The following is a 15,051-nucleotide window of genomic DNA, read 5'->3' as shown; positions in this document are numbered from 1 at the left end:
ACAGGCGAGTCAGGCTGTGCGCCATATCACGCTGATCGGCGGGATAGAGCGGCGGCTTGGCTTGCGGCCAGGGCACTTGCTGGTGCGCGGCGGACCGAATTGGTGCGGGTCAATGTTTTAGCGGCTCACGGGGCATGTTCCTTGTTGTTGGTTAAATGAAATCACTGTTTAAAGTATTGAATAGTTCAAATCCGTGGAGCAGTTTTGGTGCACTTGAAGTGGCGCTGAAAGTTATTGTTCGACAATCCTGCTGTCGTTCAATGCGCACTGCGTTTGCGTAGTAAATGTCCGAGTCTTATTTAAAAAATAAATAGCACGCTGCCGTCGGCCAATAACTCATTGGCGAACGCAGTGCGCTGTCGAGGTGTCAGGTAATAAAGTAAGTGTGAAGGCAGCCGGGACTGTTCGGATGAACTCGGCGGCGAACGGATAAATGCAAATAGGCTGTGATGCGGCAGAGCGTTTGAAGATTCACGCGGTGAACTCCTTGTTGCCAGCTCGGATACGCGAACTTTTGGTTCGGTATCGCACCTTACAAGAACGCGGATAGCGTTCGATGAATGCTCTTGGTGCGGGATGGGCACCGCCAGCGCTGTTTTGCGAGGTTTGAATTCGCAAGTCGCGAGTGCATGGGAAAACCGTGCCAAAGCCGATACACAGGCAGATTATTTCTACATCCACGCTACAGCCATCTACCCTGTGGCAATGGCTTTTTCGGGGGGATTGGATATGTACCAGCTCTATGGGCACAGAAATTCAGGCGCGGCGGCCATCGAAGCGGCGCTGGAACTGTGCCAGATCGCTTACCGTTTCATTGATGTCGAAGCCAGCACCGAAGCTGCCGAGGCGTTGGCGCAGCTCAATCCACTCAAGCAGATACCGACCTTGCAACTGCCCGACGGCAGCGCCATCACCGAGAGCGCGGCGATCCTGATTCATCTGGGCCTGACATTTCCCAAGTCCGGCCTGCTGCCAGCCAAGGCGAATGATCGTGATCAGGCGATTCGCGGCCTGGTCTATATCGTCAGCAATTGCTACGCAGCGATCGGCGTCATCGATTATCCGGAGCGCTGGCTGCTGATGCCCGACGAAGCCTCGCGGCAGAATCTGGTCGCCGGCGCGCGCGAGCGTTTGCACTGGAGTTGGGAGGTGTTTGCCGACCAATTTTCCGCCGAGCTGTATCTGGATGACGAAACGCCGGGGGCGCTGGATGTGCTGGCGGCGGTGGTGACACGCTGGGCGGGCAGTCGCGAGCATTTGCGCCAGACGCGACCGGGGTTTTATGCGTGGTTGCAGCGGATTGACCGGCATCCGGTGCTGGCGCCGGTGTTTGCCCGGCATTGGCCGTCCTGACCGCTAAAGAACCCTGTGGGAGCGAGCTTGCTCGCGAAAGCGGTGGGTCAGAAAAACAAGCGTCGACTGATACTCCGCCTTCGCGAGCAAGCTCGCTCCCACAGGGGTAGGGGATGATCCTGAAGGGTTATTCCCCGCGAATGTACTGCTCCAGCTGCTTGATCAGCTCCGCCTGTTCGGCAATGGCTTCCTTGACCAGGTCACCGATCGACAGCAAGCCGATCAACTTGCCGTTCTCGACCACCGGCAAGTGGCGCAGGCGTTTGTCAGACATGATGCCCAGGCAGGTGTCGACAGTTTGGTGGGTGTCGACGGTGATCACGTTCGCCACCATGATATCGCGCACCGGCGTGCCCACGGATGAGCGGCCATGCAGCACCAGTTTGCGCGCGTAATCGCGTTCACTGATGATGCCGACCACCTTATCGTCTTCGACCACCAGCAAGGCGCCGACGTTTTTTTCGGCCATCTTCATCAGCGCTTCGAGCACCATGTGATCAGGCTTGATCTGGTGCACTTCCTGATTTTTCTGATCTTTGAGCTTGAGCAGTTGGGCGACGGTCTTCATGGTGGTTACTCAGGTGTTGTCGTTGTTCTCCAAGCATCGTAGACGCAAGCGCGCAGGGCAAGGTGGCAAAGCGGCAGATAACACGCAAAAAACGTCATTCGCCGGTTTTTTCCGTGGTTGACGCCGATTTATCGCCAGGGTCATCCCGGGTAATGCCGCGTAGAATGCCCCTCTGTTTCAATTTCTGAGGTTGCAGTGGTGGATTTACCGCAGGGCTTCGTCCTGACCCGGCATTGGCGCGATACCGCGGCCGGCACCGAAGTCGAGTTCTGGCTGGCGACTGACGCCGGGCCGCGCCGTGTGCGTTTGCCGCATCAGCCGTCGGTGGCGTTTATTCCCGCCGAGCAGCGCGCAGCGGCCGAACGTCTGCTGCACGACGAGAAGAATGTCGAACTGCGCCCGCTGGCCTTGCAGGATTTCGAGCATCGCCCGGTGCTCGGTCTGTATTGCCAGCAACACGGCCAGTTGATGCGCCTGGAAACCGCGCTCAACCGCAACGGGGTCGACGTGTTCGAAGCCGATGTACGCCCGCCGGAACGCTACCTGATGGAGCGCTTCATCACTGCGCCGGTGCAGTTCAGCGGCACGCCCGATGCCGACGGCGTGTTGCTCAATGCCCAGCTCAAACCTGACCCCGATTATCGACCGAAGCTGCGTCTGGTCTCGCTCGACATCGAAACCACCGAAACCGGTGAGTTGTATTCGATTGCCCTCGAAGGTTGCGGCGAACGTCAGGTATACATGCTCGGCGCGCCGAACGGCGATAACAGCATCGTCGATTTCGACCTCGAATACTGCGACTCGCGCACCATCATTCTGAAGAAGCTCAATGACTGGTTCGCGCGCCACGACCCCGACGCGATCATTGGCTGGAACGTCGTGCAGTTCGATCTACGCATCCTCCACGAACACGCGCGGCGCCTCGGCGTGCCGCTGAAGATCGGCCGTGGCGGCGAAGAAATGCAATGGCGCGAACACGGCAGCCGCAATCACTACTTCGCCTCGGCGGCGGGACGGCTGATCATCGACGGCATCGAGTCCCTGCGTTCAGCGACCTGGAGTTTCCCGTCGTTCAGTCTGGAAAACGTCGCCCAGACCCTGCTCGGCGAAGGCAAGTCCATCGACAACCCGTACCAGCGCATGGACGAAATCAACCGCATGTTCGCCGAGGACAAACCGGCGCTGGCCAAGTACAACCTTAAGGACTGCGAACTGGTCACGCGGATCTTCGCCAAGACTGAATTGCTGACCTTTTTGCTGGAACGTGCCAGCGTCACCGGGCTGCCGGCCGATCGCAGTGGCGGCTCGGTGGCAGCATTCACGCATCTGTACATGCCGTTGATGCACCGCCAGGGTTTTGTTGCGCCGAACCTCGGCACCAATCCGCCGCAGGCCAGCCCCGGCGGGTTTGTCATGGACTCGCAACCGGGCTTGTACGAATCGGTGCTGGTGCTCGATTACAAGAGCCTGTATCCGTCGATCATCCGCACCTTTCTGATCGACCCGGTGGGCCTGATCGAAGGCCTGCAACACCCGGATGACGCCGACTCCGTGGCGGGTTTCCGTGGCGCAAGGTTCTCGCGTACTCGCCATTGCCTGCCAGCGATCGTCTCGCGTGTTGCCGAGGGCCGCGAGACCGCTAAGCGCGAACACAACGCACCGCTGTCGCAAGCGCTGAAAATCATCATGAACGCCTTCTACGGCGTGCTCGGCTCCAGCGGTTGCCGCTTCTTCGATACGCGGCTGGCTTCATCGATCACCTTGCGTGGTCACGAGATCATGCTGCGCACGCGCAAGTTGATTGAAGAGCAGGGCCACGCGGTGATCTACGGCGACACCGACTCGACCTTCGTCTGGCTGCGTCGTCCGCACGGGCAGGAAGAAGCGGCCAGCATCGGTCATGCGCTGGTCAAGCACGTCAACGACTGGTGGCGCGCGCATGTGCGTGAAGAATATGGGCTAGAAAGCGCCCTCGAACTGCAATTCGAAATTCACTACAAACGTTTCCTGATGCCGACCATTCGCGGCGCGGAGGAGGGCAGCAAGAAACGTTATGCCGGTCTGGTCACCCGTGCCGACGGCAGCGATGAAATGGTCTACAAAGGTCTGGAAACCGTGCGCACCGATTGGTCGCTGCTGGCCCGGCAATTCCAGCAGGAACTCTACGAGCGGATTTTCCAGCGCAAGCCCTATCAGGATTACGTGCGCGACTACGTGCGCAAAACCCTTGCCGGCGAATTCGATGATCGGCTGGTGTACCGCAAACGCCTGCGCCGCACCCTCGACGATTACGAGCGCAACGTACCGCCGCATGTGCGTGCGGCGCGGCTGGCCGACGACTACAACGCGCAGCACGGGCGCCCACGGCAATACCAGAACGGCGGCTGGATCAGCTACGTCATCACCCTGGCCGGCCCGGAGCCATTGGAAGTGCGCCGCGCCGCCATCGACTACGACCACTACATCACCCGGCAACTGCAACCGGTGGCGGATGCGATTCTGCCGTTTGTCGACGACGATTTCTCAACCCTGATCGGGGGGCAACTGGGCCTGTTTTGAGTCGAGCAACTGCAGCGTCCATTCATCGAGAATGCCGTGGAAGTAGCGCTCCAGCGCTTGGGTGAACACGCTGTCTTCAGCGGCAAACTGGGCGAACAGGGTCATCGAGGAATGAAACTTCAGGTCATCGGGATGGCCGAAAATCTCCGCGATCGAGCGCTGTTGCACCTTCAGTACTAACTGCGTGCAGGTACGCAGGCGCGCGCCGAGCAGCTCGTGGGCCAGATAGGCCCGGGCTTCCTCGGCTGAACCGATGGCGAAGCGCCGGGACATTTCACTGCCGCCCAGGCCGGCGAACTGCGGAAAGACAAACCACATCCAGTGGCTGCGTTTGCGGCCCTCATCAAGTTCGCGTTGCACGCGCTCGAACACCGGGTCCTGGGCCTGGACAAAACGTTGCAGGTTGAACGGGTCGTACTGATCTGTGCTTCTCATCGCGAAGCCCTCGCCAGTCGGCGGCTCAGACCATGGCCAGCCGCTGCTTGCGTTGTGGCGCTTTAAAAACCTGGTCCAGCGCCGCCAGATCCCCGGCCTCCAGTTGCAGTCGCGCGGCTTGTGCATTGAGTTGCACGTGTTCCGGTCGCACAGCCTTGGGAATCGCAATCACACCATCCTGACGCAGAATCCACGCCAGCGAAACCTGTGCGGGGGTTACGCCATGACGAGCGGCAATCTCATTCAGCAGCGGTTCAGCCAGCATCGCGCCGCCTTGGCCAATCGGGCAGTAAGCCATCAGCGGCATGCGCTGGTGTTGGCACCACGGCAGCAGATCGAATTCGATACCGCGCTCTTCGAGGTTGTAGAGCACCTGATTGGTCGCGCAGACCGAACTGGAGAGTTCTTCGAGATCGTCGACATCGAAATTCGACACGCCCCAACGACCGATCTTGCCGTCCTCGCACAGGCGTTCAAAGGCTTCGACGGTTTCTTCCAGCGGATACTGGCCGCGCCAGTGCAACAGATAGAGGTCGATGTAATCGGTGTCGAGCCGCCGCAGACTGCGCTCGCAGGCCTGCGGGATGCCTTTGCGGCTGGCGTTGTGCGGGTAGACCTTGCTCACCAGAAACACCTGATCGCGCAGACCGGCAATGGCTTCGCCAACCACGCTTTCGGCGCCGCCCTCGGCGTACATTTCCGCCGTGTCGATCAGGGTCATGCCCAGCTCGATCCCCGTGCGCAGCGCCGCCACTTCACGCTTGTGCGCCGAGCGGTCTTCACCCATGCGCCAGGTGCCCTGGCCAATCACCGGCACCTGCACGCCGGCCAATTCGAGGGTAGGCATGCAAACCTCCTTGCTGAATGTGTCGATACCTTTTAGTGGGCAGCAGGATAGCGCAGGGGTTCCTTCATCTACCCGTACAAGTGCGCAAGAAGTTGCGCAGTGCCTTGCCTGTTTTCACCCGGTTTTGCTTGGATAAAGCTATGAATGCAGGTATTGATCCTGCTGGAGGAACCATTCGGACCGTTAATATTGGTGGCTCCGGAAATGGTCATGGCACAAACAAGGCTCCCTGCTCCTCGTGTGCCGACCTTTTACAACATTTCAAGGTTAACGTCGTATGAATCAAATTGATTTTAAGAAATATAACGTTGGCGCGATTATTCGGCCATCTGACAATCGCGAAGCGCTCAAGCAGCAGATCGGATTTTTGGTCAAGGTTGTGGATGCTTTGGATATCAAATTCTCTGATTGTGAGAATGATCCTTTGCGTCTTGCTAAAGACTATGTGGAAGGCAAGATCCCAATTGAAGTCTGTAAGGCCGAGGCTTCGGTTTGGTGGGCTAAAATCGATGAGATAGGCGCAATACGTGACTTTCAAGATAAGGACGTATTACTGGCGCGGCTAGCTATCTGCCTGCTGTCAAATGATGAAGATGATGTTTCTGTAATGGGAGATAATCTTTCATGGTTTTTTGAGGTGCTGGGATTCTTGAAAGTTGATATGACAATGCCAATGATAATGATGATTGAGTATTTTGAATTTAAATGAAATTTAAGTTCGCTAGGCAAGGATCAGTGTAGTGGCACTGTGAGGCGAAACTTGCCGCTGACGCCTAAAGGAATAAGGATATTTGGATGGCAATGGCGTCAGCAGGTCAGAATTAGGCTTCGGTTCGATGACTGTGTAGAGCTTTTCGAGATCCCTCGTATTTCTCTCCGGTGAGGTGCGAGACCACGGACGTTCCCGACAGCCTGCGCCACCGGATTTCAGGTTGGAGCTCACCATGGTTAGTCATGAGAAAATTGTTGATTTTTCAAATCGCTTAACCAATGGTAAGGATGAAGCTGAAGCGTCTCGGGACGTAATGAAGTTCATGTGCGCGGGTATCGGTATGGTTCTTCAAGACGAACAAGTGTCCACTATTGTCAGAGACGCGTTTGCAGTAGCGCGCAGATACTGGTTTGAGGGTGCAAAGAATAAGAACGAATTGAATGCTGCCAGAATTAAATGTTGGGATTTCCTGGAAGCGAAAGGGCGTGATGTAGAGATTGAAGACAATGAAGACGCTGCAGTCAGAGCCTTATTTTGCGTGATGTATCCCGACAGAGTTTCTGATGAGGATTTCGTGCAGGAGTCTATTGATTGGTTTTTCGAAATGATCAATAGGATTGGCGATTTCGGGCATGCATTTGAGCAGGCGGCCACAAGAGTAACCCGCACCGCAGAGTAGCGATCAAGAGGAGGCAATCTGCCGCCGAGTCTGACGCTGAAGCAGTGGTGCGAGCAGGCGGATCAAGGCATGCGCCAGGGATTGGAGCGTGTGGGTCTGTAATCTCCTTGGTGATTGATCGTTCCCACGCGCAACAATGGAATGCCTCAAGGGACGCTCCGCGTTCCAGTTCGCGAAGGGACGCGGAGCGTGGGAACGATCAGCGTTGGAGGTTATTTGGCGGAGAACTTCAACACCACGCTGTGGCTGTAGGTCTGCCCCGGATCAAGCCGAGTACTCGGGAAGTCCGGCTGATTCGGTGAATCCGGATAGTGCTGAGTCTCCAGGGTAAACGCGCCCCAGTGCGGATACACCTTGCCACCCTTGCCCTTGACGGTGCCGTCGAGGAAGTTGCTGGTATAGAACTGCACGCCCGGTTCCGTGGTGAACAACTGCAGAACACGACCGGACTGCGGATCGCTGACCTCAGTCGCAACTTTGCCGATATCACCCTTGGTATCCAGCGCCCAGTTGAAGTCAAACCCACCCTGTTTCGGCTCAGCGAATTTCAGCTGCGGATGATCAGCCTTGATGTGCGTGCCAATCGCGGTCGGCTTGGTAAAGTCCATCGGCGTGCCGGCCACGGGCGCCAGTTCGCCGGTCGGGATCAGTTTGGCGGTGACCGGGGTGTAATGGCTGGCGTGCAGGGTGGCGACCTGTTTGAGGATGTCGCCATTGCCGGCGCCGGCGAGGTTGAAATAGCTGTGGTTGGTCAGGTTGAGCACGGTCGGTTTGTCGGTGCTGGCCTTGTAGTCGATGCGCAGCTCGTTGTTGTCGGTGAGGCGATAGGTCACCTCGGTGGTGAGGTTGCCGGGGAAGCCCATTTCACCGTCCGCCGAGAGATAGGTCAGGGTCACGCCGACGGAATCCTTGTCTTTGGTTTCCTGCGCTTTCCAGACTTTCTTGTCGAAGCCCTGCGGGCCGCCGTGCAGCGCGTTGGTCTTGTCGTTTTGCGGCACTTGATAGCGCTTGCCGTCCAGTTCGAACGCACCTTCGGCGAGGCGATTGCCGAAGCGGCCGATGGTTGCGCCGAAGTAGGCGGTGCCTTTCTGGTAACCCTGTACATCATCGAAGCCAAGCACGACGTCGTCGAACTTGCCGTGCTTGTCGGCGACTTTCAGCGATTGCAGGGTCGCGCCGTAGGTGATGACAGTGGCTTGCATGCCGTGGCTGTTGCGCAGGATGTATTGCTCGACGGGCGTGCCGTCATTGGTTTTGCCGAAAGCTTTGTGTTCGGCGCTGAGGCCGGCCGCGTTGGCGGAGAGGGTGGCGATCATCAGGGACAGTCCGAGGCCGGAGAGCAGGTGACGGGATTGAAGCATGGTTGACCTTCCTTTTTGTTGTTGTTTTTGAAAGCGGCGTTCTATCGGTATGTTGATCACCGAAAAAACAAAGTAGTCATACTAAATACTCATCAGGTGAAAATTTATAGCTGATTAATCGTTTATTTCAACAATAAAGACAGACTAAATTGCAAGTCGTAGTAGGTGCAAGGACGACCGGGCATTCGGTGCACTGCACTTTTTCGCAATCGGCGGCTCTATCCATGGCCAGGATGCGGTGACTCCCGCCGCACAGGAATGTGCCTGTTCGAGATTTCATGCCGAGAGCTTTTGCCCTGATCGCTGCTTTTTTCCGCCGCCCGTGCCTGTTGCTGGCCTGTTTGTCGTCGCTGCTGTTCAGTGGTTGCAGTCACCAGGACGGCAACGGCTTCTTCAATCAGATGCGTGAAGGGCAGCCGCAGGAGTTCCTGCAGACCAGCGTCGACCGCATGGCCACGCTGGCGATGCGCGACAACCTCAGCAGTCTTTACCGCTTGCAAGCCAAGCTGTACCTGCGCAACCCGGACGAGCTGCGCAAGTCAGGGTTTCTCAACATCCATGCCGCTGTGAAGCAGGTGCGGATGGCCGTGGAGCAGCAACAGCCGTTGCCGGTGCTTGGCGGTCGAAAAGATCTGGCGGCGCTCAGCTATGCGATGAGTCCGGAGTTTCTCGGCGACCGTGTCGGCGCGTTCATCTATGCCATCGGCAGCATGCTGGTCACCGCCCATGGCAATCGCACTGAGTTCTACATGACCGATGCGATCAACCCGACGTTCGTTCACAACGCTGCACGCAATATCGAAAAAGCCACGTGGATTTTGTCCCAGCGACAAAACAAAGAAGGCCAGCCGCTACTGTTTTCCAATGAGATCTCGGAGGAGGGCAGCAACCTGAGCTTCGCCACCGAGTTCGGCAAAATCGTTGCGCGACTGGATCTGATCACGCAGATGCTTGATGAGCGTTACCGGCGGATCGGCCTTAACTACGCGCAGAGTTTGTTGTTTTTGAATTTCCTGCCGGTGCAGTGAGTGCAGAGATCCAATGTGGGAGCGAGCCTGCTCGCGAAAGCGGTGGATCAATCAACACTTCAGTGCCTGAAAGAGCGCATTCGCGAGCAGGCTCGCTCCCACATTGAATCAATAGTGCAGGTGATTTTTGTATACAATCCGTCACCGCTATTGATCAAAATGGAGCCGCACCCGTCATGACCGACCCCGCCAGCGCCGATTTCAGCCGCGTCGACCGCACCGCCCGTGCGGACAAATTGCCCTATGCCGCGTTGCTGGCGTTCGCCATGACCGGTTTCATTGCCATCCTCACCGAAACCCTGCCCGCCGGGCTGCTGCCGCAGATCGGCGCCGGGCTCGATGTCAGCGAAGTGCTCGCCGGGCAACTGGTGACGCTGTACGCGCTGGGTTCGATTGTCGCGGCGATCCCGCTGACCGTCGCCACGCGCGGTTGGCCTCGGCGGCGGGTGTTGTTGATGACGGTCGGCGGGTTTCTGATATTCAACACTGTCACCACATTCTCCAGCCATTACGGTCTGACCCTGGCTTCGCGTTTTCTCGCCGGGATGGCGGCGGGGCTGTCGTGGGGGATCATGGCTGGCTACGCGCGCGGCATCGTGCCGGTGCATCAGCAGGGGCGGGCGCTGGCGATTGCCATGCTCGGCACGCCGGTGGCGTTGTCACTGGGCACGCCGGCAGGGACGTGGCTGGGCAATCTGATCGGCTGGCGCGCGTCGTTCGGGATCATGTCGGCGCTGGCCCTGGTGTTGGCGGCGTGGATTGTCATCGCCGTGCCGGATCGTCCGGGGCAGGCCAGTGACGAGCGTCTGCCGCTGCTCGAATCGATGCGCCTGCCGGGTGTGCGACCGGTGTTGTTCGTGGTGCTGACGTGGATGCTCGGACACAACATTCTCTACACCTACATCGCGCCGTTTCTGATGCAGGCCGGATTGGCTGACCGGGTCGATCTGGTGCTGCTGGTGTTTGGCCTGTGTTCGCTGGTGGGGATCTGGATCATCGGCATGCTGGTGGATCGCTGGTTGCGCTGGCTAACGCTGATCAGCCTTGCGGTGTTTGCGCTGACGGCATTGGTCTTGGCGCTGGCGGCGCCGTCACCGCTGGTCATTTACGCCTGCATGGCGGTGTGGGGCCTGTCGTTTGGTGGCTCGGCCACGTTGCTGCTGACCTCGGCGGCGGACTCGGCCGGTGATCACGTCGACGTGGTGCAGGCGATGCTCACCACGTCCTGGAACGTAGCGATTGCCGGTGGCGGCTTGTTTGGCGGGTTGTTGCTGGATCGGGCCGGGGCGATGTCGTTTCCGTGGGCGTTGCTGATTTTGTCGCTGATCGCGCTGGCCACTGTCTGGATCAACAAAACCCATAGCTTCAAACCGGGTCGAAGGGTGCATTAACTCTGGAAACCACCGCTTCACCCTGTGGGAGCGAGCTTGCTCGCGAATGCGGTGGGTCATTCAATTTACCTGTCGACTGACACAACGCCTTCGCGAGCAAGCTCGCTCCCACAGGGGATAATTGTGGTGAGTTCGATATGGCATAACGATAGACCGCATCGATATATGTGGTTATAAGAAAAATCGCTATGCTGCGGGCCAGATTTTTCCTGTCGTTTTTCTGGACGGTTTAATGGAATTGGCAAATTTCGGCCTGGTGATTGCCGGGCTGGTGGTGGGTTTTATTGTCGGCATGACCGGTGTCGGCGGTGGTTCGTTGATGACGCCGATCCTGCTGTGGTTCGGCATCAACCCGGCAACGGCGGTGGGCACTGACCTGCTGTACGCCGCCATTACCAAATCCAGTGGCGTACTCGTCCATCGCAAAAACAAGAACATCGACTGGGCCATCACCGGTTGGCTGACCCTCGGCAGCGTGCCGGCGGTGGCTATGACCTTGTGGTTCCTCAGCACCCTGCACACCGCGCCGGACGCGATGAACGCCATCATCAAACAGGCATTGGGCTTCGTCCTGTTCGCCACGGCGCTGGCGATCTTCTTCAAGAAACGCTTGCTCGACTTCGCCCACAAACGCGCCGGCGGCAACTACAACCCGAGCGGTTCGCGCCTGAACGTGATGACTGTGATCACCGGTCTGATCCTCGGCACCATGGTCGCCCTGACCTCGATCGGTGCCGGCGCCCTCGGCACTGTCGCGCTGTTCATCCTCTATCCGCTGCTGCCGACCCGGCGTCTGGTCGGCACCGAAATCGCCCACGCCGTGCCGCTGACCCTGGTTGCAGGCCTCGGCCACGCGAGCATGGGCAACATGGATTGGGGCGTGCTGGGCTTTTTGCTGGTGGGTTCTCTGCCAGGCATCTGGCTCGGCAGCCACCTGACCGGACGCATCTCCGATGAAGTGCTGCGCCCGTGCCTGGCGACGATGCTGGTGCTGATCGGCTACAAACTGGCGTTCTGATCTGGCCCCGCCAAATACGGTCTCATGTAGGAGCTGCCGCAGGCTGCGATCTCTTGATGTTGTTTTTAAAGATCAAAAGATCGCAGCCTTCGGCAGCTCCTACGGGTGTTCTTACTGGCGGGTGGCGTATTTCATCACCGTCACCGGCAAATCGTCGTAGACCAGCTCTTCAACCACTTCCCAACCCAGTCGCGCATACAGCGACTGCGACGTGTCGGTGTACAGATACAACTCGGGCACGCCTAGCGCCGCCGCTTCTGCAACCACTCGATCGACCAGTTGCGAAGCAATCCCGCGACCGCGCTCCTCAGCCTTCACATAAACCCCCGCCAGCCATGGCGTCAGGTTCGGGCGCAGCTTCAGATCGCTTTCGATCAGCAGCGCGCCGCCCAGCAAACGTGAACCCTCAAGCGCTACCACCACGCTGGGCACTGCGCCTTTGCCGCAGGATTCGCGCATGTGTTCGATACGGTCCTCGACGGTTTGCCCGGGACGAAACTCGCCCCACTCCTTGAAGTTGAGCGTGGCCAGTTCTTCGATCAATTCGGGGTGATCGCACAGGTAATCGATGTGCATGTGGCTGAACTCCATTCCATTGGCAGAACCACCACCCTAATGCGGTCATAAAAGGTAATCAAATCCGCGTTGCGATCACCTCGGATATGTTGCGCAATGTCGCGCCTGTCCTAAGCTTCTGACTAGGCGGAAGATATTTGCCGGGTTGTCCCGGAACAATCGCCACGATGCGCAATCATTAGAGCGTGGATATCAAAAGGAGATGCGCATGCTCATCAGGTCATTGACCCTGACACTCTTGCTGGCGATTGCCGGCCCCTTGTTCGCCGCTGACAACGATTCGCCCATCGCCGGGGACATGGGCCGCGCCCGACCGCTGATCGTGATCGCACAAAGCACGGTCGACCCCGTGTGGGTAGCCCTGAAAAAGTCGCTGGAAGACCCCGCGAACAAAAAAGGCGTAGCCGACCGCAACATCAAGGTTTACACCATCCTCAACATGTCCGGCCAGCTCGACGGCAAAGACATGGGCCAGCAAGACACCATGGCACTGCTGCGCTCGCTGAAGCTCGGTGCCGGGGCGTATCCGAAAGTGTTCCTGGTGGGCAAGGACGGCGAGACCAAGCTTTCGGCCTCGGGGGATGAAGCGAAATCGGTGGATTTGAAGAAGATCTTTGACACCATCGATGCCATGCCGATGGCTGAGAAGGAAGCGGCCGCTGCGGCTCAGGCGCCGGTCGCTGCTACGCCGGAACCTGCCAAAGGCGCGAAGAACGCGAAGCCGACCAAGCCTGCGAAACCGAGCAAGCCGCCGGAAATGCCGGATGATTGATCGCGCTGTCACTGAATAAAACGCGTCCCCTGTAGGAGTGAGCCTGCTCGCGATAGCGGTGTATCAGTCACCATCAGCGTTGACTGATACACCGCTATCGCGAGCAGGCTCACTCCTACATATTTGCGGACACCGAAGCCCTCACTGCAACCTGTCTACCCACGGCTATCGCCCTCATCAAGCAGGTAAACCAGCACACCTTTGGTATCACCTACGACCAGTGGAGAATGCGTGGTCAACACGAACTGGCAATTGGGAAAGGTCGTACTTAACTGTGCAATCAGACCGAGCTGCCATTGCGGATCCATGCGCAATTCCACATCGTCGATCAGAACAATGCCATCGCCGTGCAGCGGGTTGTCCATCGATGGATTCATCATCGCCAGACGCCTGGCCATGTCACCCACCAACGCAATCATCGACTTTTCGCCAAGCGAGAGCTGAGTGACATTGAATGTCGCGCCATGCTTGTCGATAGCCATATGCAAGTGCGGTTTGCGTTGCACGCGCAGGTTAGTGAAATCCGGCATGAATGCGGTGAGGGCCGAACGAACGGCAGTCAATTGGCGATCGCGAGTGGAGGCTTTCACATTGGCCAGCGTTTTCCAGGCGTCGCTGTCAGTACCGAATTTTTCCGCCATTTCGGCCAGTGCGGTATCGGAAATCCCGTCTTCGTTTTCGCTGTCTTCGCGTTCGCGGAACCATTCGAAAAAACTGCCAAAATCGGCACCCCCGTGAAAACTGGTGTCGTAGCCGTCGAGTTGATCGAAGGCTTGTTTGCCGCTGATTTTCAGCGGGACTTCTAAAACGCAACGTTCGGCCGGGTAATAAGCGATCAGCGGGAGTGAGGCACTATCGTCGGCGGTGAGTTGAGTGCGGTAGTGGTCTGCAAGCAGTCTGACTTCGTTTAAATATCCACGGCCCGAAACAGCACCTTCTTGGCGACTTCGGGCAGCGCCCCATACGAACAATTCGTTTTCGGAACCCGCACCACTCTCAGCTGCGCGCGGATGTGAAACGTCGGTGATGCCAATCGAGAGGACAGCTCCTGAGGCGCCGTTGCGAATATCTTCATCGACAAGGTATTTGCCATTGCCTTTATTGGAGCGAATTTTTGCGATCAGCCAGCTCAGACAAATATTCAGGGATTTGAGAATGGTGGTTTTTCCGCTGCCGTTGTTTCCCACCAGCACCGTGATGTTCGAACGGTGTGTTGGGGTGGGGGCAAACTGAATATCCATGTCGCCAAAGTGTCCGACATCCGCAAGTTTCAAACTTTTGATTTCCATCACTGCGCCCTTCGAATGACTGTTTTTTGCCCGACGCCATCCTCGTCCAAAGATTGACTCGATGCAGTGTAGATACAACAAATTCATTCGCTAATACAAAGTCGTTGCAGCATGTGCCGGCCGAAATGTCTTACACAAAGCTCCTTCGGGTCTCGCGGATTTTTCCTGCAAGTCGCGGCGGCGGTGGTGAACTGGTGGGGTTGGGAGAGGAGGGATAGTCTTCTTTGGCCGCTGCAAAACACAGTGGTCGGATGTGGAAGTCCGGTGATTCCCGAGAGCGCGTTGCGCCTGTAAACACATGTTGGTGGTTTTTATGCCAACATTGTTTGCTTATGGCAGCGATGCGCAGGAGCACTCTCGAGTGCACCGGGTTCCTCGGGTTTCCCCGGACTTCCACCCCTGCGCAAAGCTGCCACCCTCTCGTGGAAGTGAGTTCGGCAGTTTTTTCTTTGAATGTCCCGAG

Annotated in this window: 14 protein-coding genes; 8 read left to right on the top strand and 6 right to left on the bottom strand. The window is 57.7% G+C overall.

Annotated elements, in window-relative coordinates:
• Window positions 1–729: 729 nt before the first annotated feature.
• A complete protein-coding gene (locus CLU80_RS03030) occupies window positions 730–1,353 on the top strand; it encodes a glutathione S-transferase (RefSeq protein WP_093433937.1) in 624 nt (207 codons plus the stop codon).
• Between the two features lie 127 nt (window positions 1,354–1,480).
• Here the strand turns inward: CLU80_RS03030 and CLU80_RS03025 are convergent, their stop codons facing one another.
• Complete coding sequence (locus CLU80_RS03025) at window positions 1,481–1,921, bottom strand: CBS domain-containing protein (RefSeq protein ID WP_008084932.1); 441 nt, start codon at window positions 1,919–1,921, stop codon at window positions 1,481–1,483.
• Window positions 1,922–2,119: 198 nt separating this feature from the next.
• Here CLU80_RS03025 and CLU80_RS03020 point away from each other — a divergent pair, with 198 nt between their 5' ends.
• The gene (locus CLU80_RS03020; protein WP_286079692.1) at window positions 2,120–4,480 is read left to right on the top strand and encodes a DNA polymerase II; all 2,361 of its coding nucleotides are present in this window, start codon (window positions 2,120–2,122) and stop codon (window positions 4,478–4,480) included.
• Here CLU80_RS03020 and CLU80_RS03015 read toward each other — a convergent pair.
• Both CLU80_RS03015 and CLU80_RS03010 read right to left on the bottom strand, forming a co-directional pair.
• Complete coding sequence (locus tag CLU80_RS03015; RefSeq protein WP_099756717.1) at window positions 4,445–4,915, bottom strand: DUF1810 domain-containing protein; 471 nt, start codon at window positions 4,913–4,915, stop codon at window positions 4,445–4,447. The genes CLU80_RS03020 and CLU80_RS03015 overlap by 36 nt on opposite strands.
• A 25-nt stretch (window positions 4,916–4,940) precedes the next feature.
• Window positions 4,941–5,762, bottom strand: coding sequence for an aldo/keto reductase (locus CLU80_RS03010; protein ID WP_099756716.1), 822 nt, complete (start codon window positions 5,760–5,762; stop codon window positions 4,941–4,943).
• A 277-nt stretch (window positions 5,763–6,039) separates the two neighbouring features.
• Here CLU80_RS03010 and CLU80_RS03005 point away from each other — a divergent pair, with 277 nt between their 5' ends.
• Together CLU80_RS03005 and CLU80_RS03000 are read left to right on the top strand one after the other, a co-directional pair.
• Complete coding sequence (locus CLU80_RS03005) at window positions 6,040–6,471, top strand: hypothetical protein (protein ID WP_099756715.1); 432 nt, start codon at window positions 6,040–6,042, stop codon at window positions 6,469–6,471.
• Window positions 6,472–6,706: 235 nt separating this feature from the next.
• Window positions 6,707–7,153 (top strand): hypothetical protein, encoded by a 447-nt coding sequence (locus CLU80_RS03000; RefSeq protein ID WP_099756714.1) that lies wholly within the window; start codon window positions 6,707–6,709, stop codon window positions 7,151–7,153.
• Between the two features lie 212 nt (window positions 7,154–7,365).
• Here the strand turns inward: CLU80_RS03000 and CLU80_RS02995 are convergent, their stop codons facing one another.
• On the bottom strand, window positions 7,366–8,514 hold the full coding sequence (locus tag CLU80_RS02995) for an aldose epimerase family protein (protein ID WP_099756713.1): 1,149 nt from the start codon (window positions 8,512–8,514) through the stop codon (window positions 7,366–7,368).
• A 278-nt stretch (window positions 8,515–8,792) separates the two neighbouring features.
• Here CLU80_RS02995 and CLU80_RS02990 point away from each other — a divergent pair, with 278 nt between their 5' ends.
• From CLU80_RS02990 to CLU80_RS02975, 3 genes are all read left to right on the top strand, one after another.
• Window positions 8,793–9,542: a hypothetical protein gene (locus CLU80_RS02990; RefSeq protein ID WP_099756712.1), complete on the top strand. Its 750-nt coding sequence runs from the start codon at window positions 8,793–8,795 to the stop codon at window positions 9,540–9,542.
• 176 nt (window positions 9,543–9,718) lie between these two features.
• Window positions 9,719–10,933 (top strand): MFS transporter, encoded by a 1,215-nt coding sequence (locus tag CLU80_RS02985; RefSeq protein ID WP_099756711.1) that lies wholly within the window; start codon window positions 9,719–9,721, stop codon window positions 10,931–10,933.
• Window positions 10,934–11,165: 232 nt separating this feature from the next.
• A complete protein-coding gene (locus CLU80_RS02975) occupies window positions 11,166–11,951 on the top strand; it encodes a sulfite exporter TauE/SafE family protein (RefSeq protein ID WP_034154648.1) in 786 nt (261 codons plus the stop codon).
• Between the two features lie 111 nt (window positions 11,952–12,062).
• Here CLU80_RS02975 and CLU80_RS02970 read toward each other — a convergent pair whose 3' ends face one another.
• Window positions 12,063–12,527 carry a GNAT family N-acetyltransferase gene (locus CLU80_RS02970; protein WP_099756710.1) on the bottom strand — a complete coding sequence of 155 codons (465 nt, stop codon included), beginning with the start codon at window positions 12,525–12,527 and terminating at the stop codon, window positions 12,063–12,065.
• A gap of 208 nt (window positions 12,528–12,735) precedes the next feature.
• Here CLU80_RS02970 and CLU80_RS02965 point away from each other — a divergent pair, with 208 nt between their 5' ends.
• Window positions 12,736–13,299 (top strand): DUF4174 domain-containing protein, encoded by a 564-nt coding sequence (locus CLU80_RS02965; protein WP_099756709.1) that lies wholly within the window; start codon window positions 12,736–12,738, stop codon window positions 13,297–13,299.
• 155 nt (window positions 13,300–13,454) lie between these two features.
• Here the strand turns inward: CLU80_RS02965 and CLU80_RS02960 are convergent, their stop codons facing one another.
• Window positions 13,455–14,588 carry an AAA family ATPase gene (locus tag CLU80_RS02960; RefSeq protein WP_099756708.1) on the bottom strand — a complete coding sequence of 378 codons (1,134 nt, stop codon included), beginning with the start codon at window positions 14,586–14,588 and terminating at the stop codon, window positions 13,455–13,457.
• Window positions 14,589–15,051 lie beyond the last annotated feature (463 nt).

This window comes from Pseudomonas sp. 29 (genome assembly GCF_002754355.1).
GTDB classification, from domain to species: Bacteria; Pseudomonadota; Gammaproteobacteria; order Pseudomonadales; family Pseudomonadaceae; genus Aquipseudomonas; species Aquipseudomonas neuropathica.
Note: the sequence above shows the minus strand (reverse complement) of the source record. Positions and strands in the feature narration are given on the sequence as shown.